Raw genomic sequence first — 25,653 nt, forward strand, 5'->3', positions numbered from 1 at the left:
ACATCTCCCCCTCAAGGGGGGAGATCGACTCGTGGTGAGGTCTCGCCCGTCTTAACGTTTGCGAATGAAGCGGTGGTCGCGCCTCTTGCCGATCTCCCCCCTTGAGGGGGAGATGCCCGGCAGGGCAGAGGGGGGTAAAGCTGGCGATGACCTCACCCCTCATAGCTATGCCCCGCCTTCAGCCCCTCACGCACCCGATGCGCAATCGCCAGAAATTCGGGTGTCTCGCGAATCTCGAGCGGCCTTTCCCGTGGCAGCGTCGACGTGATCACATCGGTCACTCTGCCCGGCCGAGGCGACATCACGACGATCTTGGTCGAGAGATAGACCGCTTCCGGAATGGAGTGGGTGACGAAGCAAATTGTCTTGCCGGTCGCATCCCAGAGTTTCAGAAGCTGTTCGTTGAGGTGATCGCGCACGATCTCATCCAGTGCGCCGAAGGGCTCGTCCATCAACAGCAGGTCGGCATCGAAGGCGAGAGCGCGGGCAATGGAGGCGCGCTGCTGCATGCCGCCGGAAAGCTGCCAGGGATATTTCTTGCCGAAACCGTTGAGGTTGACGAGATCGAGCGTGCGCTCGACGCGCTCGCGCTGCTCGGCCTTGGTATAGCCCATGATTTCGAGCGGCAGCGCAATGTTCTTTTCGATGCTGCGCCACGGATAAAGGGCGGCGGCCTGAAAAACGTAACCGTAAGAGCGGTCCCGGCGGGCGTTTTCCGGCGTCGTGCCGTTGACGGTGATGTCGCCGGATGTGTGTTTTTCCAGATCGGCGATGACCCGCAGGAAGGTGGTCTTGCCGCAGCCGGAAGGGCCGATGAAGGAGACGAAATCGCCTTTGCCGACCTCCAGGTCGACATTGGAGAGTGCGTGTACCGGGCCATCGCCCGTTTCGAAAGTGAGGCCGAGATTTCTGGCGGAAACGACGGAATAGGGGGAGGCCTGGTTCATCTGGGCTTGGTTTCGCTTTCCGTCAGGGCCGCGCGCGCCAGCGGCAGCATTTGGGTTTCCGTAAGCCTTGCGATCGTTACGCCGGTGTGGCCGTCGAGATCGAGCCAGCGCACTTCCTCTATTTCCGCCTGCGGGGCCACATCGGCATGAAGCCTCGCGATGAATGTATGGGCGACGACGTCCGCCCCCGTCTCATTGGCGGCCTCCTCGCGAAAGACGCCTTCATAACGGGCGGCATTTTCGGGCAGCGTCAGGCCGATTTCCTCGGCAAGTTCGCGGTGAAGCGCCTGTTCCGGCGTTTCGCCTGGATCGATCTTGCCGCCCGGCTGCATGAATTGCGTGGTGCCGCGCTTGCGCACGACCAGCATCTGCCGCCGCTCATTGAGGAGAACGGCTGCGGCGATGACGATTTCGCGTTTCGGCCCGACGCTCACGGTCATACACCCGATGCCGGAATGCCGCTGCGTTCCACCTTGCGCGGCGCGACGAGTTCCTTCCAGGTGGAAAGCGCCCGGCTGACGGCTGGATAAGCATCTCGGGCAATGAACTGGCCGTGGCCCGGCTGCGTTTCGATGGTGGCCTCCTCGATGCTGACGAGACCGCGCGACAGGGTGTAGCGCGGCAGGCCTTTGACCTTCTGGCCTTCGAACACGTTGTAATCGATGGCCGATTGCTGGCTCGCCGCGCTGATGGTCTTTTCCAGCGCCGGATCCCAGACGACAATATCGGCATCGCTGCCGACGAGGATCGCGCCCTTTCTGGGGTAGATGTTCAGAATCTTGGCGATGTTGGTGGAGGTGACGGCGACGAATTCGTTCATCGTCAGGCGGCCGGTCGCCACGCCATGGGTCCAGAGCAGCGGCATGCGATCTTCCAGCCCACCGGTGCCGTTCGGAATCCTTCGGAAATCGCCGAGACCAAAGCGTTTCTGCTCGGTGGTGAAGGCGCAATGGTCGGTCGCCACGCATTGCAGCGAGCCGGAGGCGAGGCCCGCCCAGAGGCTGTCCTGATGCCGCCGGTTGCGGAAGGGCGGCGACATCACCCGGCGGGCGGCGTGATCCCAGTCGGCATTGGCATATTCGCTTTCATCGAGGATCAGGTGCTGGATCAGCGGTTCGCCATAGACCCGCATGCCATTTTGCCGGGCGCGGCGGATGGCTTCATGCGCCTGCTCACAGGAGGTGTGGACGACATAAAGCGGCGCACCCGCCATATCGGCGATGATGATGGCGCGGTTGGTGGCCTCGCCTTCCACCGAGGGCGGGCGGGAATAGGCATGCGCCTCCGGTCCGACATTGCCTTCCGCCATCAGCTTTTCCTGCATCTGCGCGACGATATCGCCGTTTTCCGCATGCACGAAGGGGATGGCGCCCAGTTCGGCGCAGCGCGAGAAGGAAGCGAACATCTCGTCGTCATTCACCATCAAAGCGCCCTTATAGGCCATGAAGTGCTTGAAGGAGTTGATGCCTTTTTCCCGCACCACCGTCTTCATCTCATCGAAGACCTGCTCGCCCCACCAGGTGACGGCCATGTGGAAGGAATAATCGCAATTGGCGCGCGTTGCCTTGTTGTCCCATCGCTGCAGGGCATCAAGAAGCGACTGGCCGGGCTCCGGCAGGCAGAAATCCACCACCATGGTCGTGCCGCCGGCAAGCGCCGCGCGCGTGCCGCTCTCGAAATCATCGGCGGAATAGGTGCCCATGAAGGGCATTTCCAGATGCACATGCGGATCGATGCCGCCGGGCATGACGTAACATCCGGTGGCATCGAGTACCGTGCCGCCGGTCAGATCAGGCCCGATCTCGGTGATCCTGCCGCCTTCGATCTTCACATCGGCCTTATAGGTGAGGTCGGCGGTGACGATGGTGCCGTTCTTGATGATGGTGGCGGTCATTCCGCGATCTCCGCAGTCTCCAGCACCGCATGCAGCAGCACATCGCAGCCGGCGGCTGCCCATTCCGGCGAAATTTCTTCGGCCTCGTTGTGGGAAAGCCCGTCCACGCAAGGGCAGAAGATCATGGTGGAGGGGGCGACCCTTGCCGTCCAGCAGGCATCGTGGCCGGCGCCGGAGATGATATCCATGTGGCTGTAGCCGAGTTTTTCGGCGGCGGAGCGTACGCGGCCGACCAAAACGGGGTCGAAGGTGACGGGATCGAAATGGCCGATGGCCTCGATTGAGCAGCCCACGCCGAGTTCTTCGGCGATCTGCGGCACCTCGCGCTCGAAGATGGCGCGCATGCTGTCGAGTTTCGCCTGTGAGGGGGTTCTGAGGTCGATGGTGAAGACCACCTTGCCGGGCAGCACATTGCGGGAATTGGGCGTGAAGATCATCTGGCCAACGCCGGCGACGGCGCCGGGCTGGTGAGCCATGGCCACCTCCTGCACCTTTTCGAGAATGCGGGCGGCGGCAAGACCGGCATTGACGCGCATGGCCATAGGCGTGGAGCCGGTGTGGGCTTCCTTGCCGGTCAGCGTCACTTCCAGCCACCACAGGCCCTGGCAATGGGTGACAACGCCGATCTGTTTGCTTTCCGCCTCCAGGATCGGACCCTGTTCGATGTGATATTCGAAATAGGCGTGCATTTTGCGCGCGCCCACCTCTTCCTCGCCCAGCCAGCCGATGCGTTTCAGCTCTTCGCCATAGGTCTTGCCGTCGGTATCGGTGCGGCCATAGGCATAATCGAGATCGTGAATGCCGGCGAAGACGCCGGAGGCCAGCATGGCCGGGGCAAAGCGCGCGCCTTCCTCGTTTGACCAGTTGGTGACGGTGATCGGGTGTCTGGTTTTGATGTTCAAGTCATTCAGGCTGCGCACCACCTCCAGCCCGGCCAGCACGCCGAGCACGCCATCGAACTTGCCGCCGGTCGGCTGGGTGTCGAGGTGGCTGCCGATATAAACGGGAAGCGCATCCGGATCCTCGCCGGGGCGGGTGGCGAACATGGTGCCCATGCGGTCGACGCCCATCGTCAGGCCCGCCGCTTCGCACCAGCGCTGAAAGAGGCGGCGGCCTTCCGCATCCTCATCCGTCAGCGTGCGGCGATTATTGCCGCCGGCAATGCCGGGGCCAATCTTCGCCATATCCATCAGACTGTCCCACAGACGGTCGCCATTGACCGTCAAGTTCTTACCCGCCGCCATAAAGTGTCGTCCTCACCTGTTTTGTTTTTATCGAAGCAAAGCTTGTGCCGTTCCCTTTTTTGCCGGTTAAGATAACAGCCATTGCCTTGTGATGGCGATGGGGGATAAATTGACCGGCTGGTAAACATTGCAAATTCGCGGTGGCGTCAGCAAGGGATTTCGTGACGAATCGCAGTAATTTTGCCTAAACTGTACGCGGAGATTATTTTTTAAGCATACTGTAACGGCAATTGCATGGAAAAGAAACAGAGAGCTGAGAATGGCCATACCGCGCGCAGCGAAAACACAGAAGCGGACCCGCATTCAGGAAGAAAAGCAGGAAGCGATTCTTGAAGCCGCGCTCAGTGTTTTTTCCACAAACGGGTTTCGCGGCTCCACCATCGATCAGATCGCCGAGGCGGCCGGCATGTCGAAACCGAACGTGCTTTATTATTTCCGCACCAAGGAGGCGATGCATCGCGCGCTGATCGAGCGGGTGCTGGACACATGGCTCGACCCGCTGCGCGCTTTCGATGCCGAGGGCAATCCTGAAAGCGAGATTCGTTCCTATATTCGTCGCAAGCTGGAAATGTCGCGCGATTTCCCGCGTGAAAGCCGCCTGTTCGCCAATGAAATCCTACAGGGCGCGCCGCATATCGAGGATGAGCTGAAGGGGCCGCTGAAACAACTGGTGGATGAAAAGGCCGAGGTGATCCGCGCCTGGGTGAAGGCCGGACGGATGGCCAAATGCGATCCTTATCACCTCATTTTTTCCATCTGGTCGACCACCCAGCATTATGCGGATTTCGATGTGCAGGTGCGGGCGGTGCTGGGCGAGAAGAATGGCGGCGAGGGCCGTTTCGAGGATGCGGCCCGGCATTTGGAGCAGCTTTTCATGGGCGGATTGCGGATAAACGGCTGAAGGGAACCGTTCTCGCGCCTAGAGTGTTTTCGCGTTCTTCGAATCGCGAAAACACTCTAACTCTTTGTTTTGGCGCATTTCCGGACGGAAAACCGGGTCCACTTTTCCTGGAAATGCTCTAAGCAATCGATTCTTTATGCCGAAACATGAGGAAAATTATCACCTTTATACTTTACTCCAAAACTCATCTTTATTATGGTGCCGGCATCCCGAACGTCCGGGGCATTGAAAAATCAACCGGCAGGTGAGGGAATGGCACGCAAGGAAAAGAAGAAGGCCGAACGTGGCGGCAAGCAGGGCAAGGGCGTTCCCCAAACCGAGCGGGACGTGGCCGAACAGCAGCTTTCCGGTCCCAAAAGCTTTCTTTATGTCGGCGGCCGTGACTGTCAGGTTGCTCATCTTCGCCAGATCGCCAGCAATTTCGGCGCGGAGCTCATTCATCACGATGGCGGCCTGCGTGAGGCCGTCTCGCGCATCGATACCGTGCTTCCCTCCGTCGACTGCGTTTTCTGCCCGATCGACTGTATCAGCCACGATGCGTGTCTGCGGGTGAAGTCCGGTTGCAAGAAATTCGGCAAGACGTTCATTCCGCTGCGCAACGGCAGCAAATCCAGTCTGGAGCGGGCGCTGCAGACGATGAATGAACGGACCTCGAACGATGAGCGACGAGCGCAATAATTTTAAGGATGGAGTGCCAGCGGCGGCGGAAGCCTGCCGCGTGGAACTGCACAAGATGGCCGAACAGGCCGCCGATCCGGCTTTGCCGGACATCTATGAAATCATCGGTGAACGCGAAAGGCGCAACCGCCTTGCCAGAAGCGGCGGCAATGTTGTGACCTTTCCCTATTTGCGCACCCGCCAGCCCGGTGAAACGCCGTCCTTCGAGATCGGCGCGGCGGCCGAAGAGGGCCGCAATATCCTCTCGTTTCGCTGGACGCGGCGTAAGGGCTAAAGCCTAACCCTTCGGCTTCAGAAATGCTCCCGCGCACAGCACTAGCCATCCGCCGATCATGCCGAGGCCGCCCGTGGGTGCGGCGTAGGGAAACAGGCTGTGGCCGGAAAAATGCCGGGTAACGAGATCGCCGACAAAGACCGCAGTACCGAGGCCGAGGATCAGGCCTGCCGGAATGGCGGTTCTGATGCGATCCGCGCCGATATGGAGGGCCACCAGCACCGGCGCATGCGCCAGCGCCATGGCCGAGGCATTGCCGAGCATATAGGTTTCGCCGGTATGCGTGGCGGCGGCGGCAAGCATGACGCCCGCAGCACCCAGCAGGCCGCCCAGCAACAGAATCAAGGCCCGCAATCTTTCGCGCGGCAGGCTTGCGATGGTCGCGCTCTGCGTGGTCATTGGCTGTCCGCCTCCTGGTTCTGCATGTGAAAGGCCAGCCGCTCCACCGGCGTCCAGATGATCTCGCGGAGCTTCGGATTTTCGATGGTCTCGTCCATGGCGCGTCGGAAGCAGAGCAGCCATTCATCCCGCTCTGCCGGGCCGATGGGGGCGACAAAATGGCGGCGGCGCAGCATCGGGTGGCCATGTTTCTCGACATAGACGGGCGGTCCGCCAAGATATCCCGTCAGATAATCGTAAAACTTCGCCTCGCTGCCGGAAAGATCGGCGGGATGGATGGCGCGGCAGCGCGCCGCTTCCGGCAGGGTATCCATCAATTCGTAAAAGCGCCGGGTCAGCGCCCTTACGGTCGCATCGCCACCTATCGCTTCATAAAGGGTAATGGTCTCGCCGCTCATCGTCCGCCTCTTGTGGCCCTTCGGTCCTTATCGCTCCATGGAGCCGGAAGAGCAACAGGGCACGGGCGGGGTGCGACATTTGCGACAGGTCAAGGAGGATAGATGCCGGGCAGGCCCGGCATCGCGCAAAGCGTCACCCAAAATTACGGATGAGATCGAGTCCCTTGTTCAGGAGCGTCTCGGCCTCGTCCTGATTGGCGGCTTCGACATAGCAGCGCATTTCGGGAGCGTTGCCGGAAGGGCGGAAATGGATGGTGCTGCCATCGGTGAGCGCGACGCGCAGGCCGTCGATGTCGCTCAGCGTCTTCACGGTGCCGACCGGTGCGAGGAAGGCCTCGAGATTGCTGCGCGAGGCGCGCAGATGCGTCATCAGGGCGGCGCTCTTTTCCTGCGCGAAATTTTCCAGACGGTCGGCGGCGGCGACCGGCAGGTTATAGGCGGCGGCGATCTGCGACAGCGGCTTTTTCTGTTCTGCCGAGAGAAGCAGCACGGCGAGAACCGGCAGGAAGCTGTCACGCGTCGGCAGCGGCGAAAGCGCCCGACCGTTAAGTGTGAAGGCAGAGGCCGTCAGCAGGCCGCCATTGGCCTCGAAGCCCATGACACCGTTCTTGCCGGCGGCGAGCGCCTCAGCCATTCCCGCGATCACGAAAGGGGAGCCGACTTTGGTGCGGACGACGTCGAACGAACCGCTTGCCTCGATGCCGGAATTGGAGGTGACGGGGGTGACGACCACGCCGGCGCCGAGGAAATTGGCGGTGATCAGGCCGATGAGGTCGCCGCGCAGCGGCACGCCGTTTTCATCGGTCAGCAGGGGACGGTCTCCGTCGCCATCGGCGGAAACGATGGCGTCGAGACCGTGCTCCGGCGACCATTTCTTGAGAAGGGCCAGCGTTTCCGGCGAGACCGCTTCGGTATCGACAGGGATGAAGGTTTCGGAGCGGCCGAGCGGAACGACATCCGCACCATAATGGGCAAGCACGTCGACAAAGAGATCGCGCGCCACCGTGCTGTGCTGGTAAACGCCGATCTTGAGGCCGGAGAGCGCTTTTTCCGGCAGCAGCGCGATGTTGCGCTCGTAGAAAAGTTCGGCTGCCGCGGCGGAATGGTCCTCGGCGGTCGCCGCCTCGTCGCTGATGCCTTCCGCTTCGATTTCGGCGGCAAGAGCGGCAATCGCCGTCTCGTCCTGCTTGTCGATTTCGCCGTCCGGGCGGTAGAACTTGATGCCGTTGCGGTCGGCCGGAATATGCGAGCCGGTGATCATCAGCGCGCCGGCCTTCAGTGACAGGCCGTAAAGCGCCAGCGCCGGTGTCGGCACCGTGCCGCAATCGAACGGGGTCAGGCCGGCTTTTTTGAGCGCGGCGATGCAGGTGGCGGAAACATCCGGGCTCGAATCGCGGAAATCGCGGCCGACGAGAATGGGATCGCCCGCCTTTGCCTGGCCCGATGTGAGAAGGTGCCTCGCAAATGCCGTGGCATAGACGGCAGAAGCTTTTCCTTTCAGATCGACAGAGAGGCCGCGAAGGCCGCTCGTTCCAAATTTCAGGCTCATTCCAAACTCCGTTTCGATAAAATCTTTGAGGGTCAAATGGATAATGCAAAAATATAACGGTTGAAAGAACCGTATCGATCCATTCAAGTCAATCATCCCTTTCAACGCCGACGCGAATAGGCGATGATGGCGGGACTGATGCGGGTAACCTAAAATTCACCCGTCATATTTAAACTTGTCCGTCGATAGCGGCTCTGGCGACGATGGGAACCCTCTGTTGCCGGCCTTTTTGTGGTTCGTTCGAGTTGGATTGGCTGATGTACAGGCTTCAAAAGGCGGGACATAAGCAGGCACGTCCGCTCGATGAAAAAACGGCGCCTGCCGCGAGAACCCATGGTTCCCTGCTGGACGATCTGGTGGATGAGGACGAGGTTTTCGAGCGCACGGTGCTGAAGGAGCATCTGGAGCCGAAACCGGCGAAAACCGTCGCCGAGCCGGCTGCGGCCGAGACGCCGGTGAAGGCGGCTTCGCCGAGCGGCAGTCTGGCGACTGCGCTGCCGGGCCTGAAACATATCGACAGGATCGGTGTGGATGACGTCATCCTCTGGCTTCGCAAAGGCATTGTCTGGATCGTGCTGGCAATCGTTCTCTGCGTTGCCGGCGCTCTGACCTATGCCTCCATGACGCCGCCGCGCTACAAGGCCTATACGGATATCGTCGTCAATCCCTCCAACCTGAATGTCGTCAATGACGGCGTGTTTTCGCCCAACCAGCAGCGCGACACGCAAATCCTCGAGGTGGAAAGCAAGCTGCGCACCATCACCTCACGCAACGTGCTGGCACGGGTGGTGGACGAGTTGAAGCTCGATCAGGATCCTGAATTCATCAGCCCGCCGCCGCTCGCCCGGCTGAAGGCGATGTTCTCATCGAAACCGGAAGATGACGACAACCGGGTCGGCGCGCTTCGTTCGCTCGGCGATCGGGTGGCGGCGGAACGCGACCCGCGATCCTTTGTCGTGACGCTTTCGGTCTGGACCAATGACGCCGAAAAATCGGTGACTGTCTCCAAGGCCATCGTGAAGGCTTTCGAAAGCGAGCTATTCCAGACAAACTCCGACAGCAGTCAACGCGTCGTTGACGATCTCAGGAAGCGGCTCGAGGAAATGCGCGAGAATGTGACCGCCGCCGAAAAGCGCGTGGCCGATTTTCGCCGTGAGAACGGCCTGCAGGAAAATAACGGCCAGCTCGTCAGCAATCTGGCTTCCGGTGAGCTGAACGCTCAGGTGCTTGCGACCCAGCAGCGCCTCATTCAGGAAGAATCGCGCCTCAAGCAGATGGAGGCGGCGATTGCGCAGAACCGCACCCAGAGCGACGCCATATTCGACAGCCAGACGATGAATACGATCCGCGCGCAATACAGCACGCTGCAACAGCAGATCGGTGCGATGACGCTGACCTATGGCGCGCGCCATCCGCGGCTTGCGACAGCAGGGGCGGAGCGGGCGATGCTGGAACAGGGAATGGCGGATGAGGCGCGGCGTATCCTTCAAGCGGCAAAGATCAACGTCGCGGAGGCGCGCTCCTCACTCGATGCCCTGCGGCTGAAAGCGGTGGCGGAACGCGCCAATGTCTTTACCGACAATGAGGCGCAGGTGCGGCTGCGTGATCTCGATCGTGACGCCCGCTCGGCGGCGGCGATCTATGAGACTTATCTCACCCGCTCCCGCCAGCTTGCCGAACAGCAGTCGATCGATTCCACCAATGTACGGGTGATTTCGCAGCCGGTTGCGCCCAATTCCAGAAGCTGGCCGCCGGGCAAGCTGACGTTCCTGATCGCCGGCGGCATGGGCGGCCTGTTCCTTGGTCTGGCAATTGCCGTGGCGCTCGGTCTCTGGGGTTATCTTCGCCGGGACGACCACGCGGATGTCGCGGCGCGGTAAGACAAGGCGGCTGCGCGTCGCCTTAATCTTCCGAAATCAGACCGTCATAAACCTCGAGCAGCGCGGCGGCGATGGCCGCGCCCAGCGCATTGCCGGCATCGCGAATGCCCGCTTCGTCACCGTCGCGAACCGAAATGGCAAGATCGGATGCCTCGTTGGCGACGATTTCTTTCGCCCGTTCTATCGCCCAGAGGCCGAAATCGCCGCGATTGTCGATCGAGATTGTTTCCATGGCCGGAGCCCTTCCGTGGTTTGATTTCCGCGTCCCTTAACCCATCGGCTGGAAAACCGGAATAGGCGGAAAATGTGGCGCACAACCTTCAGGCGTGTAAAATGGCCGCCGCATACGGGGATTTATAAAAATATTAATGATAGTTCTTCGTAGTGTTTGAAGCCTTATACCCTAAGCATAAGCGTGAATATAACAATGAAACGATGCCTATCTTGGACACCGGACAGATTATGACAGGGAGAGAGATGCCGGATGCGGAGGGGACTGGCCAGGTCTGGCCGGTTATTCCGCTTGCGGCGCTACCCATTACCGACGCGACCATCGACGAAACCGCGCGGGATTTCATCCTGCGCGCGACGACGGCGCGTGCGGCCGGTGCAAAACCGTTTTATTCGACATCGGCAAACGGTCAGGTCATCGCGCTCTGCCATCACGACCGGGAATTCGACGCCATGCTTCGGCAGGCGGACCAGATCCATGCGGACGGCATGTCGCTGGTGATCTTCTCCCGCAAATTCTGCCCGAAGGCATTGAGAGAACGGGTTGCGACCACGGATCTCGTTCATGCCGTTGCGAAGCGCGCCGAAGAGACGGGCAGCCGGTTCTATTTCCTCGGCGGCTCCGAAGAGGTGAACCGCGCGGCGGTCGAGGAAATGCAGAGGCTTTATCCGTGCCTTATATTTGCGGGGCGGCGCAACGGTTATTTCAGCCGGGCCGAGGAAGAGGCGATCCTCGCCGATATCGCGGCATCCGGGACGGATATTCTCTGGGTGGGCTTCGGCATACCGCTGGAGCAGCGTTTCGTCTCGCGCAATCTGGAAAGGCTTTCCGGCATCGCCGTGATCAAGACCTGCGGCGGCCTTTTCGATTTTCTCGCCGGCAAGAACAGCCGGGCGCCGCAATGGATGCAGGATATGGGGCTGGAATGGCTCTACCGGGCCATGCTTGAGCCGAAGCGGCTCGGAAAACGTTACCTGCTGACCAATCCTATCGCCATATATTCGCTGCTGAAGTATCGGTTCGGCGCGTCGGGACAAGGCCGCTAGATCATCGCGACAAGCTGCCGCTGCGCGAAGAATAAAGCGCGCGTTCGCCTCCCGCCCGACAATATAAGATTGTTCTAACTTATTGAATGGATGCGCTGCGTCGCTGAAATCCGTTGCAACTGCGAACATCTGCGCTACAGTGCATCAATATTACAAATTTATTCGAATCATAGATTTATTGAGGCCATCAATGGTGATTACGTCCATTTCTCTTTTCATATATGGAATTGGCACCGTTACCTCTCTCGCCATGACCTATATCGAAGGCGCCCGCCGCGGCAAGGACTGGGATTTTTATCGCGTGACCGGCATTGTCCTTTGTTTCTTCTGGCCGGTGCTCGTGCCGCTCCTCGTCCTCGCGACGGCCTTGTCGTCGTTCGGTTTCCAGAAACGGTTCACGAATACGATCTCGCTCGGCAGGCAAAAAACCCTTGGCTGAGCCGAAGCTATCCCGCTTCAGCTCTTCTTCGCCGGCGCCTTGTAGGGCGTGAGCGTAATGCCGAGGCTTGCCATCACGCGGCCGATGGACATCAGCGGCGGATGCGTGGCTGGCAGCAGGGTTCCGGTTTTCACGAAGGCGGAAACGGCGCGGACAAGAGACAGGCACAGGCTGACGGCGTTTTTGGCGGCAAGCAGCAGCCCGCCTTTCAGGCCGGGGCGTCGGGCACGGTCGATGCTGTAATTGATGATGCCGGTTCGGAGCGAGCGCTCCATGATCCAGCGCGGCGCCATGCGGTTTTCCGGCACATATTCGATGATGAGCGCTTGTGCATTCCAGGCGAATTTGAAACCGGCCTTGCGGCAGCGGGTGAAGAAATCCATGTCGCCGCCGCCGAGGAAATTGAAGCGCACGTCGAATTCCGGTTTCGCCAGCGTCTCGAAAACCCGCCGTGAGATCAGGCAGTTGCCCGATCCGTGGATTTGCTCGACGGGGCCGGTCGGCGCTTCGATGGAGCCGAACAGCGGATGCGAGAGAACCGCCTTCGAAGCCGGTGCGTCGAATTCCCGGTTGACCGGTCCGCCGACGATATCGACGCCGAAGGATTTCGCCGCCGAAACCATTTCGGCAAGCCAGACGGGGGAGGCGGCCTCGTCGTCATCGATCATCAGGAACCACTCAGCCGAAGCATAGTTTTGCCGGGCGGTGCGGAAGGCGGTGTTGATGGCGTAACAATTTCCCTGCGTCGGTTCGACCAATGCCTCGCCGGCCATGCCGCTTTCGGCGAAAAAGGCGCGCGCGACCGCGAGACCCGCCTGGCCCGCGCCGTCATTATCGACCACGACGATGGCGAAGGGAAAATCGACCTTCTGGGCTGCGAGCGACCGAAGGGTCTTTTTCAGGCCTTCCGGCCGGCGGAAACTCGGAATGCACACCACCGCTTCCGGCATGATCTCGGACATGGAAACTCCTAAATTCCGGCAAGCGCTGCGGCGGAAAAAACGACGGCCCTGAGGCTCTGGCGCGGGCGGTTGAGGAAGGTATCGGCCAGCGCCGAAAAGGCCTCGCGGTAGCGGCGGGCGCGGAAGGCCTGCGCCACGGTATAGGCATTCATATGGTTTTCGGACCGGCGGCGAAGCCGCCGCAGCTCCGGCGGCGAAACGGCAGCGACGATGGCCGGGTCGGAAAACACGGCCTCGATTGCCGGTTCGCAATCCCGGAAGGTCAAAAGCCGGTTCATCATCACGCTCGTCCTGTGCACGCGGTAATCCAGCACATGGCAGCCGGGCAGGTAAACGAAACGGCCGGCGGCGGCGAGCCGGCACCAGCCATACCAGTCTTCGGCATAACGCAAAGTCTCGTCGAAACCGCCGAATTCCTGAAAGATGCGGGTTCTGACCAGCATGATGCCGCCATTGACGATGAAGTTGCCGCCGAGCAGCGGCTGGAGAATGAACCCATCGGGTTTTTCCCGGCGGCGAATGAGGTTGCGCCGGCCGATCTTGACGCCGTTTTCATCGATGCGCTCGTAATCGCCATAGACGGCGACGACATCCGGCCCGGAAATGCCGGCGCAAAGGGCCGCGATGGCGCCCGGTTTCAGGCGATCGTCGGCATCGAGAAACATCGTCCATTCGCCGCGCGCCTGCGACAGGCCGAAATTGCGCACGGCGGAAACGCCCTGCCTTCCCTGCGGCCGGGCCAGCAATTTGACGCGAGGATCGGAAAAACCTTCCACCTTTTGTGCGGTGGCGTCGGTGGAGCCATCATCGACCACCAGCACTTCGCCGATGGTCTCGCCCTGCAGCAACACGCTTTCGATCGCTTCCACGATGTAACGCTCGCCATTGCGAACGGGAATGACAATCGAAACGGAAACCAAGACTTCAAACTCCATGCGGCGTGGGCCAAGAATTCGCACAGCGAAGTTACTACCGCATTAAGCGGGTCTGGCCAATTATGACGTGGTATAACGTCGGTTAACCTTGCAAATCTTTAATATCCTTTTCCTATGATCGGAATGTTATGTTTTGGGAATAAAGGTTGCGGAGGCGGGTGCATGCGGATTGGGCGGCGGAATTTTATGGGCGGTGCGGCAAGCGCTGGCCTGCTGCATGCCGTGGCCGGCTCGGCCTTTGCCGCACAGAAGAAAGCGGCGAGCAAAACCGCCCCTTACGGCGCGGCCGTTTACCTGCCGGATCTCACGGCCGATAGCCGCATCGGCGAGGCGGTGGTGAAATATTGCTCGCGCATTACCCCCGTTACCGAAATGAAATGGGAGGTCCTGCGGCCTTCGGCGGAGGCGTTCGATTTCGCCGCCGCCGATGCAATCGCCAATTTCGCCCGTCAGCATAAGCTTTCCATGCACGGCCATCCGCTGATCTGGTATGCCTCCAATGCGCCCTGGCTTGCGAGCATCGGCGGCGGCGTGAAGGTCGAGAAGCTGATGGAGACCCATATCGTCACGGTGATGGAGCGTTATAAGGACGTGATCCATAGCTGGGATGTGGTCAATGAGCCGATCCCCGACGTGCCGGGCAATGTGCGCGCGCGGCGCGATGCCTGGTATTACGGCGCCGGGCCGGACGCCATCAAGAAAGCTTTCGAGATCGCCCACGCCGTCGATCCGAAGGCGCAGCTCGTGCTCAATGAATATGATGTCGAATTTGCCGCCGAGAAATCGCCGGCCAAGCGCGCGGCCTTCCGCAATCTCATTCTCGAACTGCTGGAGAAGGGCGCGCCGATCAACGCCGTCGGCCTGCAGGGGCATTTGCGCGGCGGCTGGCCGATCGCCAAGGACGAGCTTGCCGCCTTCACGACGGAAATGCGCAGTTACGGTCTTGCCGTTCTGGTAACGGAGCTGGATGTGATGGACCAGACGCTGCCCGCGCCGGAAGCCGAACGCGATATGCTGATCAACGGCCAGGTCCGTGAATTTCTGGAGGCGGCTTCCGCGGGCGGCGCGCTTTCCTCCATCACCACATGGGGCATCTCGGATCAATATAGCTGGATCCGCTGGGCCTATCCGCGCCGGGACGGCACCGCCAACCGGCCGCTGCCGCTGGACTGGAGTTTCAACGAAAAACCCATGATGGCCATCATCAATGAATTCCGGAACCGTGGTGCATGACTATGAATGCTGAAATGCCGCTTCCTCCCGTGCAAAAGGCGCTGCAAATCAACCTGCACCCCTTCGATGCCCCGCATGCGGCCCTGACCCTGCCGCATCAGCTCAGGGTCTGGGGCGGACAGGTGGACCGCATTCTGCTGACCGTCGATACGGGCCAGGTGGGGGCCGGCCGCTACAAGGGCAACGGTTTCGATGCGGCGCGCCAGCGTCTCTTCGACATGCTGGAGGAAATGCAGACCAATTATCCGCATCTCTCCGTGGATATCGTCGATTACAGCGATGCGGCGCGCAGCGCCGTGACGGAAACCTTCTTTCCCCGCTCGCTGATCCCCTATCCTGCCAAGGCTTTCGATGGCGGGCCTTTCCATGTCTATTTCTACGGGCTGAAACGCGCCAATGCCCGTTATGTGCTGCATATGGACAGCGACATGATGTTCGGCGGCGGCAGCCAGAGCTGGTTCGGCGAGGCCATCGCGCTCCAGAAGGCCAATCCGGATGCGCTGTGCATCACGCCCTTTTCCGGGCCGCCGACGGTGCGCGGCGATCTGGATATTTCCCGCCATGTCGGCATGCCCGGCGTAAAAAATATTCCTGCGCCGCGCAAGCTGCCGTCGCGCATTCCCACCTGGCGTTTCGCCACCGTTTCCACCCGGCTTTTCATGATCGACATGGAACGCTTTGCGAAACGCATCGGCTCGCTGGAACTGCTCAAGCCCGATGTCAAACGGCGCATCCGCTCCTATGCCTATAACCAGCAGCCTGTCTCGATGCCCGCCGAGGAGGTGCTGAGCACGAACATGATGCGCACGGGTGTTTATCGCCTCGATTTTCTCGGCACGGGCAAGGGCATGTATTCACTGCATCCGCCCTATCGCTCGCCGGAATTTTATGCGGCGCTCGCCTCCATCGTCGAACGTATCGAAAAGGGCGATATTCCCGAAGGCCAGCTCGGCGATTTCGATATTAACGGGTCGATGGTGGACTGGACCAGCGCGCTGGCGGCCAAGACGCGCTCCAAACGTTATGCGAAAGCGCTGCGCCATCTCATCTCGGCCAATGTCGGGCGGTTCAGCAAGGCTTGAGGGTTTCGATCCGTCTTCCGTCGTGAGGCGGGGCGGGGGGCTCAATAGTCGGTGATGAGCTTGCTCCAGCTCTCCGAGCACAGTCCGCCAATATAGATGTCGCCGGCCAGCGCCCTTTCCCGCAGGGCGTCATCGCGCGTCGCCATGCAGAAATAGCCGTCATGGCGGAAGCTCATGTGGTTCTGGCGGTAAAGCGCGTTGATGAGAAAGGGCTGCGCCATGCCGGTGACATGGGCATAGTTCTCGTCATCGAAATGGCGGAACAGGGTGTTGAGGACATCGTTTTCGCAACCGGCATCGCAGACGAGATTGAGCACATAGGCCGTTCTGCCCCGCTGGCCGAAAAACAGCGCAGCGCCCATGGCATGGCCGTCGGCATTCTCGATCACCACGCCCTTCAGTTCGCCGAGGCTTTCATTGGTCCTGCTCATCTCGATCAGCCAGTGGAATTCCTCGTGAGACCATTCCGGGCGAATGGAAAAACGCTCGATCATCGCGAGCGCCTTGTGTCGGAAGGTTTCGTAATCCACGGTTCTCACCGTAGCGCCGGCGGCCTCCTGCGGTCTCAGACCCTTTTTCCATCGTCGCAGGATTCCATCCACAAATCCGAGCGCGGCGAGCGCCAGCGTGGTTTTGGCCAGTTTCGAACGGCGCGGCATGCGCAGCGCGATGGTGCAGAAGGGCTTAAGCGCCTTGTGCCATTGCAGGCTTTCAATCGGCAGCATGTTGCCGCCGGTCGCCACCCAGTGATCGGCGCTGACGGGTGAAGCCGTATCCGAGAACAACATGTCGTGTTTGGAGGCCCGCATGCCCCGGGACAGACGCGCCGCGCCGAGTGCGCCGCGTTTCCCGTCCGATGCGAAGGCGCAGAGCAGCCGTGCGGTAATGGTTTTTCCATTCGCAACGAAGCGCATGGGCACGGCGAGAATGACGCTGGTGACCCCGTTCTCTCCGGCATCGTAGACAACGCTGCCGTTTTCCGGGCTGAAGGCGGGGCTGCCGAAAAACAGTTTTTCGATATAGGAGCCGAAATCGAAGTTCCGCTCCTGCCCGGTCTTTCTGAAAGCGCTGTTGAGCACGGCCTCGACAGCCGGAACGTCTTCCCTGCGCATGGGGCGGATGCCGGACACACCGATTTGAACCGGGCGTTGTGTCAAGTGACCGCTATCGCCATCGTCCATATGGGTGTGTATCGGAACGTCCACCGTCGGCCCCCACCTTTTTACGCATTGACGAAATCAACCATAGGCAGCGTATATTTGAATGTATTAATATAGATATAAAACCTGAAATCCGATGGAATCGAAAGTATCGGTTTTGGAATAAATGATATTAATATCAATATATTGATCTGCATAAACCGCATCGGTTGAGGTTAACAAAATACGCTCAAGCAGGCAACCTTTGGATGAAATACGGATAAATTTTTATAGGCGATTTTTTGGGGTTTGGCGTCTCCGGGCTCCGATTTCCCGGGGAAAAGCGCACGATCGCGGTGCTATTTCCCCGTGCATTATGAATAACTAAAAAATAGGATTTGCGCGGGATATTAGTATTATCGAATATGCGAAGCACGAGTTTCAATGCGGGTGGCTTCAGGAAAAAGGGAGAGAAAAACCCCTTATGGATGCAGCGCATGGCGAACAGGGGCGTGGCTACTGGCGGGACGTGTTGTTTTACGTGACGTTCCTGTTTTTCACGGTCGGCTTTTCGCCCTATATCTCGCTCTCATCGACCTATCAGGGCTCCGCCATGGCGGCCGGGTCCAACCTGCTCAACCAGTTGACCGCGATCATCCTGTTTTTCAGTTTCCTGGCCTTCATGGCGAAGGAGCGGTCGTTTTCCATCCTCTTCATGCCGCGCCTGCTGATGGCGGCGATTTTCGGCTGGTTTGTCCTGACCTCGCTTGCGGGTGAAGCGCCGCTGTTTTCGCTCAGGCGGCTGGTCATGTGCGCCATTATCTGTGTGCTCGCCGGCGGCTTCCTGCAATTGCCGCGCACCGAGCGGCATTTCACGACGCTGCTTGCCACAAGCGCCCTGATCATATTGTTCCTGTGCTATTTCGGAATCACCGTGCTGCCCTCGCGCTCGATCCATCAGGCCAGCGATGCGCTGGAGCCGCTGCTGGCGGGGGACTGGCGCGGGGTTTTCCGCCACAAGAACGAAGCCGCCTCGGTCATGGCGGTGTTGATTATCGTCGGTATTTATCTCTGCAAGCGCTGGTCCTTCATCGGCGGGCTGTCGGTGCTGTTGCTGTCGCTGGTCTTTCTGGTCAAGTCGGGCGGCAAGACCGCGCTCGGGCTGATGCCGATCATCATTGCGGCAGGCTGGTTCATCCTGCGCTGGCCGCGCTGGCGTTATACGGTCGTGACCCTGTTTCTGGCGGTTTTTGCGCTGGTGACCGTCGGCACCACGGTCGATCCCGTCTTTTCGCAGATGCTGACGAAGCTGGGGCTCGACGCCAGCTTTACCGGCAGACGGGATATCTGGACCGTCGCCATCGATTACATCCGTCAAAGCCCGCTCCTCGGATACGGCTACCAGGCCTTCTGGCGCAGCGATGCCCTGATGTCGAGTTTCACCGAGAACAATACCTGGGCGACGACCGCGCCGGATTCGCACAATGGTTATTTCGACCTTCTGCTGGCCGGTGGCGTGCCGGGGCTGGTGCTGGTGATGGTGTGGATTTATCTCCTGCCGCTGCACTATCTCGGCAAAATGAACGAGGCCACGCGCAACAGTCCGCTGACGCGGCTTTATGTCGGCGTATGGCTTTATGTGTTGCTCTACGGCTTTCTGGAAACGCTGTTTTTCCTCAGTACCGGGTTCGTCTGGTTCTTCCTCATCGTCGCCGTGATGGGTCTGCACCTTCAGGCCAATGCCAGCCTCGTGGAGGACGAGGCGGAGCGAGAACCGGAGAGAGCCGTGGGTGGAGCGGGCATCGTCCCGACACCGCTACAAGGACAGGTTTCGCCTGTCGTTCGCTCCAGATGATATTTTGAAATGATTTTTCGTTGCAAATATGTAAAAGAGCCGATTGTTGCGCGCGTCTGCGGCTATTTTCGCTAAACATGCGCGGCTCAAGTCTTTGTTATTGTGCACGTCGCACCGCGAAACCCCGGCTATTGGCGCGGCGGCACTAAAAAAAACGGATCGGCTAGGTCAATCGATGGCAGATACAGGCGCCTGCGCGCTCGAGGCGGATGACATCCACAAGAGCTTCGGCACGCATGAAGTTTTGAAGGGTGTTTCCTTGCAGGCCCACAAGGGCGATGTCATCTCGATCATCGGGTCTTCCGGTTCCGGCAAAAGCACCTTTCTGCGCTGCATGAATTTTCTCGAAACGCCGGATCGCGGCCGCGTCATCGTCAATGGCGAGGAAATCGCCACGAAAACCGGACGCGACGGCAAGGCGGTGCCGAAAAGCTGGCGGCAGGTGGAAAAACTGCGCACCGGCCTTGGCATGGTGTTCCAGAATTTCAATCTCTGGGCCCATCGCACCGTTCTGGAAAACGTCATCGAGGCGCCCGTTCATGTTCTCGGCGTCAGGCGGCAGGAGGCGGTTGAAAAGGCCGAAGCCCTGCTGAACAAGGTTGGGCTTTATGACAAGAAAAACGCCTATCCGGCATTCCTGTCCGGCGGGCAGCAGCAACGTGCCGCCATTGCGCGCGCGCTCTGCATGGAGCCGGCGGTGATGCTGTTCGACGAACCCACTTCGGCGCTCGATCCGGAACTGGTGGGCGAGGTTCTGAAGGTCATCCGCGATCTGGCCGAAGAAGGCCGCACCATGCTGCTCGTCACCCACGAAATGCGCTTTGCGCGCGATGTATCCTCGCAGGTCGTGTTTTTGCATCAGGGCCGGGTGGAGGAGGCGGGGCCGCCGGCGCAGGTGTTCGGAAACCCCTTGAGCGCCCGCTGCCGGGAATTTACCGGCGCGCTCACCAATTGACCCTTTTGCCTGACAGTCCGTATTTAACAGGAGAGACTTGAATGAAATTTTTCGCCACGCTGCTTGCCGGAACGGCATTTGCGTTTTCCGCCTTCACCGCCAGCGCCGACGTGCGCTTCGGCATCATGAACGAGGCCTATCCGCCCTTCTTCGCCAAGGATGCGAGCGGCAAGTGGCAGGGCTGGGAAATCGACCTCATGGACGCCGTCTGCGCGGAAATGAAGGAAAAATGCTCGATCGTGGAACTGTCGTGGGATGGGCTGATCCCGGCTCTCCAAACCAAGAAATTCGACGTCATCTGGTCGTCCATGTCGAACACGGAAGAGCGCCAGAAGGTGATCGATTTCACCGACAAATATTACAACACGCCGAGCAAGCTGATTGGCGCCAAGGGCGAAAAGCCCGGTGCAGCGGCGGAAGACGTCAAGGGCAAGACCATCGGCATTCAGGTGGCCACCATCCAGTCCGAATATTACAAGAAATATTTCGCCGGTGTCGCCGATGAGAAGACCTACCAGACGCTGGACGAGGCGTTCCAGGATCTGGCCGCCGGCCGTATCGACTATGTCTTTGGCGACTCGCTGGTTCTCGATGCCTTCGTGAAGAGCGATGCCGGCAAGGATTGCTGCGCCGACATGGGCAACGTGGCCGACGACAAGCAAATCCTCGGTCTCGGCGTTTCCGGCGGCCTGCGCAAGGACGATACAGAACTGAAGACCAAGCTGAACGCCGCCCTCGCCGCCGTCCGCGCCAGCGGGAAATATGACGAGATCACCAAGAAGTATTTCAGCTTCGACATCTACGGCAGCAAGCCCTGATCGGTCATATCAATGGCAAGCCTTGAAACCACGTTGCAACTTCTGTCTCCCTATCCTCCGGGATGGGGCGGCACCCTGTTGAAGGGTGCGGCATCGACGCTTGCCATTTCCGCCGGCGCCTATCTGATCGGCCTTGCCATCGGCATGGCCGGGGCGCTCGGCAAGCTTTCGGGCAACAGGCCGCTGGGCCTGCTGCTCAACCTCTATACCACCGCGATCCGCGCCGTTCCCGAGCTGATCCTCATCGTCGGGCTTTATTATGCCGGGACTGACGGTCTCAACCGGCTGCTGCTGCTGGCCGGCATGCCGCCGCTGGAGGTGAACGGTTTCGTCGCCGCCGTTGCGGTGCTGGGTTTCGTGCAGGGGGCCTATATGACCGAGGTGCTGCGCGGGGCGATCCTTGCCATTCCGAGCGGGCAGATCGAGGCGGCGCGCGCCTTCGGCATGTCGCCGGCCTTACGTTTCCGTCGGGTGGTCTTGCCGGCGCTTTTGCCGAACGCCTTGCCGGGTCTTGGCAATCTCTGGCTTGCGGTGACCAAGGACAGCGCTCTGGTGGCGGTCGTCGGTTATCAGGAACTGGCGCTCGCGACGCGGCTGGCCGGGGCCAGCACCAAGCAATATTTCCTGTTCTTCCTTGCCGCCGCCCTGCTTTACCTTGCCATCACGCTCGTTTCGAACCTCGTTTTTTCGCTGATCGAGCGCCGCGTGCGGCGCGGCCAGCCGGCCCTGGCCTGAGGAGGGGACGGCATGGATTTTTCATGGGTCGCGAAATATTGGCCGCTGCTTCTTTCGGGTGCATGGCAGACGGTGGCGCTGCTCGCCATCTCCGTCAGCATCGGTTTTCTCCTTGCCATCGGGCTTGCCTTTGCGCAGGTGAGCGGCGGGCGGATGACGAAAATCCTGGCGCGGGCCTATTGCACCTTCTTCCGGGGCACGCCGTTGCTCATCCAGCTCTGGCTGCTTTATTACGGCGTTGGCTCGCTTCTGCCGATGATCCCCGGCCTGCGCCAGAGCTTTATGTGGCCGGTGCTGCGCGAAGGGTTCTTCTTTGCGGCCGTGAGCTTCACGCTGAATTATGCGGCCTATGAGGCGGAAGTTCTGCGCGGCGCGCTGCTGGCGGTTCCGAAAGGTGAGCTGGAGGCGGGCAGGGCTTTCGGCATGGGCCGTTTCACCCTCATTCGCCGCATCTGGCTGCCGCGCGCCATCCGCATCGCGCTGCCGACGATTGCCGGCGAGGTGGTGATGCAGCTGAAAGCCACGCCGCTTGCTTTCACCGTGACGGTGATGGACCTCTACGCCGTCGCCTACAAGGTGCGGCAGGATACGCTTCTGGTCTATGAGCCGCTGATCGTCGTCACCGTCTTCTATCTCATTCTCACCGCCATCATCGCCCGCTGTTTCGGCCTTGTCGAACAGCAGGTGCCGGTCAGGCGATAAACATTCAGGGAGTATGACCATGAGCACAATCCGTATCCTCGACGGCGGCATGAGCCGCGAATTGCAGCGGCTCGGCGCCGAACTGAAACAGCCGGAATGGTCGGCGCTGGCGCTGATCGACGCGCCCGATATCGTGCGGCAGGTGCATGCGGAATTCATCGAGGCCGGCGCCGATGTCGTCACCACCAATTCTTATGCGCTGGTGCCCTTCCACATCGGCGAAGAGCGTTTCCAGGAGGATGGCGCATCGCTGATCGCCCTTTCTGGCAAGCTGGCGCGCGAAGCGGCGGATGCTTCCGGCCGCAAGGTGCTGGTGGCGGGTTCGCTGCCGCCGATTTTCGGTTCCTATGAGCCGCAGAATTTCGATGCCACGCGGGTGCAGGCCTATCTGAAGGTGCTGGTCGACAATCTTGCGCCCCATGTCGATGTCTGGCTCGGTGAGACCCTCAGCCTGATCGCCGAGGGCGAAGCGGTGCGCGAGGCCGTTGCCGCAACCGGCAAACCGTTCTGGATTTCCTTCACGCTCAACGACGATGCGGCTGCGGCCGGCGCCGAGCCTGCGCTTCGCTCCGGTGAAACGGTCAGGGCGGCGGCCGAATGGGCGGCGCAATCGGGTGCCGCCGCGCTTCTGTTCAATTGCAGCAAGCCGGAAGTCATGAAGGCCGCCGTCGAGACGGCCGCCGCCGTCTTCGCGGAAAAGGCTGTGTCGCTGGAAATCGGCGTCTACGCCAATGCCTTCGAAGGCGAGCAGGGCGATTCCGCCGCCAATGAAGGGCTGCATAGCACGCGCGCCGATCTGACCGGCGATGTCTATTCCCGTTTTGCCTGCTCCTGGGCGGATGCGGGCGCGACCATGATCGGCGGCTGCTGCGGCATTGGTGCGGCGCATATCCACACGGTTGCGACAGCGCTGCGGCGCGCGGCGGCCTGACGCGAGCGCTTCCAACGCCACTATCGGAAATGCATGCGGCAGGCTGAAAAGCCTGCCGTTTTTTTGTTCCGTGCGCGCTCGAAACAGCATGCGGCATAAAGGAATTTTAAAGTTTTTAAGTATAATTGTTATTATATAAAGTAAATTTGAACATTATAGAGTACTGTTCTCCATTTTTTCCGGTCGCGGTCAGTCGTTTCCCGGTTTTGCGGGCAGGTGCATGATGCAGGCTGCGACATGGCTGATGATCCGGCTGACGGGGCCTTGATGATGTAGGCTTTCGACGTGCAATGTCATTTTTGCCGAACACCTCCGGCACGGGAAAGGAGCGGCGTCAATTTCAGGAGTTTCCCGTGTCGTTTCTTCAAAACGCCAGTATCCGCACCAAAATCCTGTCGCTCATTCTTCCGCTCTGCATCGTCGGCCTTGGCGCCGCCGCCTTCATGTCCACCCGCTACAAGGAAGCGGACACGGCCTACTCGCTCTTTATCGCCAACGACAACGCCGCTCTGGTGGAGCTTGCGCGTGCCAACCGAAATCTGGTTGCCCTGGCCTATGGCGCCTATCAGGTCATGGCGTACGACGTGAACGGGCCGGAGATAAAGGCCGCCAAGCAGGCCTACAGTGACAGCAAGGGTGCGCTCCTCCAGCGTCTCAATAATGTGAAGACTGTTTTTCCCGAAGAGTCCGCCGCCATGGACGCCTTCATCGCGCAGTCGCAGGCCATAACCGCCATGACGGATAAGGCTGTCGAACTTGGTATGGCAAACCGTAATGACGAATCCGCTGCCCAGTTGCTCAAGGCGGACGCCTCCATTCACGCGACTTCGGTTGCCATGACGGCGCTGCTGGACAAGCTTGCCAAGGGCGTCGTCCAGGGAAGCGACGAACTGACGGACCAGACCAATTCGACCATCTTCACCTCGCTGGTGGTTGTCGGCGTCGCTTTTGCGGTCGGCATCATTCTGGCGCTGTTCGTGGCGTCCCGCGGCATCACAACCCCTATCGCCCGCCTGCGCGAGCGCATGGTGTCGCTTGCCGGCGGCGAGACGGCGACGGAAATCGACGGCATGACGCGCCGCGACGAAGTGGGCCAGATGGCGAAGGCCGTGCAGGTCTTCCGTGAAAACGCCATCGAGCGCATTCGTCTCGAGCAGGAAACCGAAGCCAATCGCAGCCTCTCGGAGAAAGACCGGATGGAGCGCGAGCAGCAGAAGGCAAGGGAAGCGGCCGACGTCAAGTTCGCCGTCGACAATCTCGCCGCCGGTCTCTCGAAGCTTTCGGAGGGCGATGTTTCCTATCGCATCGGCCAGCCGTTCACCGCCACGCTCGACGCCGTTCGTAACGATTTCAACATGTCCGCCGAAAAGCTGCAGGCGGCCCTGACCAAGGTGGCCCAGAACGCCAGTGGCATCGGCGCGGGCGCGGACGAGATCAAATCTGCGGCCGACGATCTGGCCAAGCGCACCGAACAGCAGGCCGCTGCCGTGGAAGAAACCGCCGCAGCTCTGGAAGAAATCACCACGACGGTGCACGATTCCACCCGTCGTGCGCAGGAGGCGGGCGAGATCGTCAGCCGCGCCAAGGCGGGCGCCGAGCAATCCGGCGACGTGGTGCGCCGCGCCGTGGTCGCCATGGAGCAGATTGCGAAATCCGCCAATGAGATCAGCAACATCATCGGCGTCATCGACGAAATTGCCTTCCAGACCAACCTTCTGGCGCTGAATGCCGGCGTGGAAGCCGCGCGTGCGGGCGAGGCCGGCAAGGGTTTTGCCGTCGTCGCGCAGGAAGTGCGTGAGCTTGCCCAGCGCTCCGCCCATGCCGCCAAGGAGATCAAGGCGCTGATCAACACCTCAAACGATCAGGTGCAGCAGGGCGTTCAGCTGGTGGGCGACACCGGCAAGGCGCTGGCGACCATCGTTTCTGAAGTGCAGGAAATCAACCGGCACGTCGTTTCCATCGTGGAGGCCGCGCAGGAACAGTCTTCCGGACTGCAGCAGATCAATACGGCGGTCAACCAGATGGATCAGGACACGCAGAAAAATGCGGCCATGGTGGAAGAAACCAATGCCGCCAGCCACAGCCTCGCCAAGGAAGTGGCGTCGCTCAACCAGCTGCTCTCCCAGTTCCGGCTCGCCGACGGCGCCTATCTACCGAAAAGCCAGCCTGCGCCGGTTCGCAGCGCCGGTGGCAGCGACAAATATGTCGCCTCTCCGGTCCGTGCACTGGGCCGCAAGATCGCCTCGGCGTTTTCGGGCAATGCCGCCGTCGATACAAAGGGCGACTGGCAGGAGTTCTGAGCGGCGATCCGTTTCCAACATGCGTTTCGGCGGGGAGGCATCCCCGCCGGCGTTCAACGACGATGCGGCTTGATCGAAAGCCGCTCTGGCAAAATCGATGTCCACCGTGCGAAACGCAACATCTT

At 60.4% G+C, this 25,653-nt stretch carries 26 protein-coding genes; 15 read left to right on the forward strand and 11 right to left on the reverse strand.

Annotated elements, in window-relative coordinates:
• Nucleotides 1–152: 152 nt before the first annotated feature.
• Genes BTE54_RS05265 through BTE54_RS05280 form a run of 4 tightly spaced genes read right to left on the reverse strand, consistent with a single transcriptional unit; the run spans nucleotide 153 to nucleotide 4,085 of the window.
• Nucleotides 153–947, reverse strand: coding sequence for an ABC transporter ATP-binding protein (locus BTE54_RS05265; protein ID WP_065655110.1), 795 nt, complete (start codon nucleotides 945–947; stop codon nucleotides 153–155).
• Entirely contained in the window at nucleotides 944–1,387 is a 444-nt protein-coding gene (locus BTE54_RS05270) for an NUDIX domain-containing protein (protein WP_198939077.1), read from the reverse strand. The genes BTE54_RS05265 and BTE54_RS05270 overlap by 4 nt, the downstream gene beginning before the upstream one ends.
• Nucleotides 1,384–2,841: a dihydropyrimidinase gene (hydA, locus tag BTE54_RS05275; protein ID WP_078051699.1), complete on the reverse strand. Its 1,458-nt coding sequence runs from the start codon at nucleotides 2,839–2,841 to the stop codon at nucleotides 1,384–1,386. Before hydA ends, BTE54_RS05270 begins: the two co-directional genes overlap by 4 nt.
• Nucleotides 2,838–4,085 carry a Zn-dependent hydrolase gene (locus tag BTE54_RS05280; RefSeq protein WP_121490415.1) on the reverse strand — a complete coding sequence of 416 codons (1,248 nt, stop codon included), beginning with the start codon at nucleotides 4,083–4,085 and terminating at the stop codon, nucleotides 2,838–2,840. The genes hydA and BTE54_RS05280 overlap by 4 nt, the downstream gene beginning before the upstream one ends.
• Before the next feature lie 259 nt (nucleotides 4,086–4,344).
• Here BTE54_RS05280 and rutR point away from each other — a divergent pair, with 259 nt between their 5' ends.
• From rutR to BTE54_RS05295, 3 genes are all read left to right on the forward strand, one after another.
• Nucleotides 4,345–4,986, forward strand: coding sequence for an HTH-type transcriptional regulator RutR (gene rutR / locus BTE54_RS05285; RefSeq protein WP_003520582.1), 642 nt, complete (start codon nucleotides 4,345–4,347; stop codon nucleotides 4,984–4,986).
• Nucleotides 4,987–5,238: 252 nt separating this feature from the next.
• Nucleotides 5,239–5,664 carry a DUF2325 domain-containing protein gene (locus BTE54_RS05290; RefSeq protein WP_078051700.1) on the forward strand — a complete coding sequence of 142 codons (426 nt, stop codon included), beginning with the start codon at nucleotides 5,239–5,241 and terminating at the stop codon, nucleotides 5,662–5,664.
• The gene (locus BTE54_RS05295) at nucleotides 5,645–5,938 is read left to right on the forward strand and encodes a hypothetical protein (protein ID WP_078051701.1); all 294 of its coding nucleotides are present in this window, start codon (nucleotides 5,645–5,647) and stop codon (nucleotides 5,936–5,938) included. The genes BTE54_RS05290 and BTE54_RS05295 overlap by 20 nt, the downstream gene beginning before the upstream one ends.
• Before the next feature lie 3 nt (nucleotides 5,939–5,941).
• Here the strand turns inward: BTE54_RS05295 and BTE54_RS05300 are convergent, their stop codons facing one another.
• The 3 genes from BTE54_RS05300 to uppO form a co-directional block, all read right to left on the reverse strand.
• A complete protein-coding gene (locus BTE54_RS05300; protein WP_078051702.1) occupies nucleotides 5,942–6,337 on the reverse strand; it encodes a DUF423 domain-containing protein in 396 nt (131 codons plus the stop codon).
• A complete protein-coding gene (locus tag BTE54_RS05305) occupies nucleotides 6,334–6,735 on the reverse strand; it encodes a group II truncated hemoglobin (RefSeq protein ID WP_035220023.1) in 402 nt (133 codons plus the stop codon). The genes BTE54_RS05300 and BTE54_RS05305 overlap by 4 nt, the downstream gene beginning before the upstream one ends.
• 133 nt (nucleotides 6,736–6,868) lie before the next feature.
• Complete coding sequence (uppO, locus tag BTE54_RS05310) at nucleotides 6,869–8,284, reverse strand: polysaccharide biosynthesis phosphomannomutase UppO (protein WP_065655103.1); 1,416 nt, start codon at nucleotides 8,282–8,284, stop codon at nucleotides 6,869–6,871.
• Nucleotides 8,285–8,541: 257 nt separating this feature from the next.
• Here uppO and uppM point away from each other — a divergent pair, with 257 nt between their 5' ends.
• Nucleotides 8,542–10,164: a polysaccharide biosynthesis protein UppM gene (gene uppM, locus BTE54_RS05320; RefSeq protein ID WP_198939078.1), complete on the forward strand. Its 1,623-nt coding sequence runs from the start codon at nucleotides 8,542–8,544 to the stop codon at nucleotides 10,162–10,164.
• Between the two features lie 22 nt (nucleotides 10,165–10,186).
• On the opposite strand, the gene BTE54_RS25040 is transcribed toward uppM, so the two are convergent.
• Nucleotides 10,187–10,396: a hypothetical protein gene (locus BTE54_RS25040; protein WP_198939079.1), complete on the reverse strand. Its 210-nt coding sequence runs from the start codon at nucleotides 10,394–10,396 to the stop codon at nucleotides 10,187–10,189.
• Nucleotides 10,397–10,641: 245 nt separating this feature from the next.
• On the opposite strand from BTE54_RS25040, the gene uppL reads away from it, so the two are divergent.
• Both uppL and BTE54_RS05335 read left to right on the forward strand, forming a co-directional pair.
• A complete protein-coding gene (gene uppL / locus BTE54_RS05330) occupies nucleotides 10,642–11,442 on the forward strand; it encodes a polysaccharide biosynthesis UDP-hexose transferase UppL (RefSeq protein ID WP_078051703.1) in 801 nt (266 codons plus the stop codon).
• A gap of 190 nt (nucleotides 11,443–11,632) precedes the next feature.
• The gene (locus BTE54_RS05335; protein WP_065655100.1) at nucleotides 11,633–11,881 is read left to right on the forward strand and encodes a hypothetical protein; all 249 of its coding nucleotides are present in this window, start codon (nucleotides 11,633–11,635) and stop codon (nucleotides 11,879–11,881) included.
• Nucleotides 11,882–11,898: 17 nt separating this feature from the next.
• Here the strand turns inward: BTE54_RS05335 and uppJ are convergent, their stop codons facing one another.
• Both uppJ and uppH read right to left on the reverse strand, forming a co-directional pair.
• The gene (gene uppJ / locus BTE54_RS05340; protein WP_078051704.1) at nucleotides 11,899–12,843 is read right to left on the reverse strand and encodes a polysaccharide biosynthesis UDP-hexose transferase UppJ; all 945 of its coding nucleotides are present in this window, start codon (nucleotides 12,841–12,843) and stop codon (nucleotides 11,899–11,901) included.
• A gap of 8 nt (nucleotides 12,844–12,851) precedes the next feature.
• Nucleotides 12,852–13,763 carry a polysaccharide biosynthesis endo-1,4-beta-xylanase UppH gene (gene uppH, locus BTE54_RS05345; protein WP_223215544.1) on the reverse strand — a complete coding sequence of 304 codons (912 nt, stop codon included), beginning with the start codon at nucleotides 13,761–13,763 and terminating at the stop codon, nucleotides 12,852–12,854.
• A 177-nt stretch (nucleotides 13,764–13,940) separates the two neighbouring features.
• Here uppH and uppI point away from each other — a divergent pair, with 177 nt between their 5' ends.
• Complete coding sequence (uppI, locus tag BTE54_RS05350; RefSeq protein ID WP_078051705.1) at nucleotides 13,941–15,011, forward strand: polysaccharide biosynthesis UDP-hexose transferase UppI; 1,071 nt, start codon at nucleotides 13,941–13,943, stop codon at nucleotides 15,009–15,011.
• 2 nt (nucleotides 15,012–15,013) lie between these two features.
• Nucleotides 15,014–16,093 (forward strand): polysaccharide biosynthesis glycosyltransferase UppG, encoded by a 1,080-nt coding sequence (gene uppG, locus BTE54_RS05355; protein ID WP_198939097.1) that lies wholly within the window; start codon nucleotides 15,014–15,016, stop codon nucleotides 16,091–16,093.
• A 41-nt stretch (nucleotides 16,094–16,134) separates the two neighbouring features.
• On the opposite strand, the gene BTE54_RS05360 is transcribed toward uppG, so the two are convergent.
• Nucleotides 16,135–17,205, reverse strand: coding sequence for a GNAT family N-acetyltransferase (locus BTE54_RS05360; RefSeq protein ID WP_198939098.1), 1,071 nt, complete (start codon nucleotides 17,203–17,205; stop codon nucleotides 16,135–16,137).
• A 511-nt stretch (nucleotides 17,206–17,716) separates the two neighbouring features.
• Here BTE54_RS05360 and uppW point away from each other — a divergent pair.
• The 7 genes from uppW to BTE54_RS05400 all read left to right on the forward strand — a co-directional run bounded on the left by uppW (nucleotide 17,717) and on the right by BTE54_RS05400 (nucleotide 25,528).
• Complete coding sequence (gene uppW / locus BTE54_RS05370) at nucleotides 17,717–19,087, forward strand: Wzy-type polysaccharide biosynthesis protein UppW (protein ID WP_078051707.1); 1,371 nt, start codon at nucleotides 17,717–17,719, stop codon at nucleotides 19,085–19,087.
• A gap of 175 nt (nucleotides 19,088–19,262) precedes the next feature.
• A complete protein-coding gene (locus tag BTE54_RS05375) occupies nucleotides 19,263–20,042 on the forward strand; it encodes an ABC transporter ATP-binding protein (RefSeq protein ID WP_065655095.1) in 780 nt (259 codons plus the stop codon).
• Nucleotides 20,043–20,083: 41 nt separating this feature from the next.
• On the forward strand, nucleotides 20,084–20,860 hold the full coding sequence (locus tag BTE54_RS05380) for a transporter substrate-binding domain-containing protein (protein WP_065655094.1): 777 nt from the start codon (nucleotides 20,084–20,086) through the stop codon (nucleotides 20,858–20,860).
• 12 nt (nucleotides 20,861–20,872) lie between these two features.
• Nucleotides 20,873–21,595, forward strand: a complete 723-nt coding sequence (locus BTE54_RS05385) for an ABC transporter permease subunit (protein ID WP_078051708.1) — start codon at nucleotides 20,873–20,875, stop codon at nucleotides 21,593–21,595.
• A 12-nt stretch (nucleotides 21,596–21,607) separates the two neighbouring features.
• Nucleotides 21,608–22,297 carry an ABC transporter permease gene (locus tag BTE54_RS05390; RefSeq protein ID WP_059754423.1) on the forward strand — a complete coding sequence of 230 codons (690 nt, stop codon included), beginning with the start codon at nucleotides 21,608–21,610 and terminating at the stop codon, nucleotides 22,295–22,297.
• Between the two features lie 19 nt (nucleotides 22,298–22,316).
• Nucleotides 22,317–23,228, forward strand: coding sequence for a homocysteine S-methyltransferase family protein (locus BTE54_RS05395; protein WP_078051709.1), 912 nt, complete (start codon nucleotides 22,317–22,319; stop codon nucleotides 23,226–23,228).
• Nucleotides 23,229–23,581: 353 nt separating this feature from the next.
• The gene (locus BTE54_RS05400; RefSeq protein ID WP_078051710.1) at nucleotides 23,582–25,528 is read left to right on the forward strand and encodes a methyl-accepting chemotaxis protein; all 1,947 of its coding nucleotides are present in this window, start codon (nucleotides 23,582–23,584) and stop codon (nucleotides 25,526–25,528) included.
• The last annotated feature ends 125 nt before the right edge of the window (nucleotides 25,529–25,653 follow it).

Source organism: Agrobacterium sp. YIC 4121, from assembly GCF_002008205.1.
In the GTDB taxonomy this organism is placed as follows: domain Bacteria; phylum Pseudomonadota; class Alphaproteobacteria; order Rhizobiales; family Rhizobiaceae; genus Agrobacterium; species Agrobacterium leguminum.

Excerpts from the sequence above, each read along its gene's own strand:
- BTE54_RS05265 (WP_065655110.1), bottom strand. The coding sequence starts at position 947 with ATGAACCAGGCCTCCCCCTATTCCGTCGTTTCCGCCAGAAATCTCGGC.
- BTE54_RS05270 (WP_198939077.1), bottom strand. The coding sequence starts at position 1,387 with ATGACCGTGAGCGTCGGGCCGAAACGCGAAATCGTCATCGCCGCAGCC.
- hydA (WP_078051699.1), bottom strand. The coding sequence starts at position 2,841 with ATGACCGCCACCATCATCAAGAACGGCACCATCGTCACCGCCGACCTC.
- BTE54_RS05280 (WP_121490415.1), bottom strand. The coding sequence starts at position 4,085 with ATGGCGGCGGGTAAGAACTTGACGGTCAATGGCGACCGTCTGTGGGAC.
- rutR (WP_003520582.1), top strand. The coding sequence starts at position 4,345 with ATGGCCATACCGCGCGCAGCGAAAACACAGAAGCGGACCCGCATTCAG.
- BTE54_RS05290 (WP_078051700.1), top strand. The coding sequence starts at position 5,239 with ATGGCACGCAAGGAAAAGAAGAAGGCCGAACGTGGCGGCAAGCAGGGC.
- BTE54_RS05295 (WP_078051701.1), top strand. The coding sequence starts at position 5,645 with ATGAGCGACGAGCGCAATAATTTTAAGGATGGAGTGCCAGCGGCGGCG.
- BTE54_RS05300 (WP_078051702.1), bottom strand. The coding sequence starts at position 6,337 with ATGACCACGCAGAGCGCGACCATCGCAAGCCTGCCGCGCGAAAGATTG.
- BTE54_RS05305 (WP_035220023.1), bottom strand. The coding sequence starts at position 6,735 with ATGAGCGGCGAGACCATTACCCTTTATGAAGCGATAGGTGGCGATGCG.
- uppO (WP_065655103.1), bottom strand. The coding sequence starts at position 8,284 with ATGAGCCTGAAATTTGGAACGAGCGGCCTTCGCGGCCTCTCTGTCGAT.
- uppM (WP_198939078.1), top strand. The coding sequence starts at position 8,542 with ATGTACAGGCTTCAAAAGGCGGGACATAAGCAGGCACGTCCGCTCGAT.
- BTE54_RS25040 (WP_198939079.1), bottom strand. The coding sequence starts at position 10,396 with ATGGAAACAATCTCGATCGACAATCGCGGCGATTTCGGCCTCTGGGCG.
- uppL (WP_078051703.1), top strand. The coding sequence starts at position 10,642 with ATGCCGGATGCGGAGGGGACTGGCCAGGTCTGGCCGGTTATTCCGCTT.
- BTE54_RS05335 (WP_065655100.1), top strand. The coding sequence starts at position 11,633 with ATGGTGATTACGTCCATTTCTCTTTTCATATATGGAATTGGCACCGTT.
- uppJ (WP_078051704.1), bottom strand. The coding sequence starts at position 12,843 with ATGTCCGAGATCATGCCGGAAGCGGTGGTGTGCATTCCGAGTTTCCGC.
- uppI (WP_078051705.1), top strand. The coding sequence starts at position 13,941 with ATGCGGATTGGGCGGCGGAATTTTATGGGCGGTGCGGCAAGCGCTGGC.
- uppG (WP_198939097.1), top strand. The coding sequence starts at position 15,014 with ATGAATGCTGAAATGCCGCTTCCTCCCGTGCAAAAGGCGCTGCAAATC.
- BTE54_RS05360 (WP_198939098.1), bottom strand. The coding sequence starts at position 17,205 with ATGCGCAGGGAAGACGTTCCGGCTGTCGAGGCCGTGCTCAACAGCGCT.
- uppW (WP_078051707.1), top strand. The coding sequence starts at position 17,717 with ATGGATGCAGCGCATGGCGAACAGGGGCGTGGCTACTGGCGGGACGTG.
- BTE54_RS05375 (WP_065655095.1), top strand. The coding sequence starts at position 19,263 with ATGGCAGATACAGGCGCCTGCGCGCTCGAGGCGGATGACATCCACAAG.
- BTE54_RS05380 (WP_065655094.1), top strand. The coding sequence starts at position 20,084 with ATGAAATTTTTCGCCACGCTGCTTGCCGGAACGGCATTTGCGTTTTCC.
- BTE54_RS05385 (WP_078051708.1), top strand. The coding sequence starts at position 20,873 with ATGGCAAGCCTTGAAACCACGTTGCAACTTCTGTCTCCCTATCCTCCG.
- BTE54_RS05390 (WP_059754423.1), top strand. The coding sequence starts at position 21,608 with ATGGATTTTTCATGGGTCGCGAAATATTGGCCGCTGCTTCTTTCGGGT.
- BTE54_RS05395 (WP_078051709.1), top strand. The coding sequence starts at position 22,317 with ATGAGCACAATCCGTATCCTCGACGGCGGCATGAGCCGCGAATTGCAG.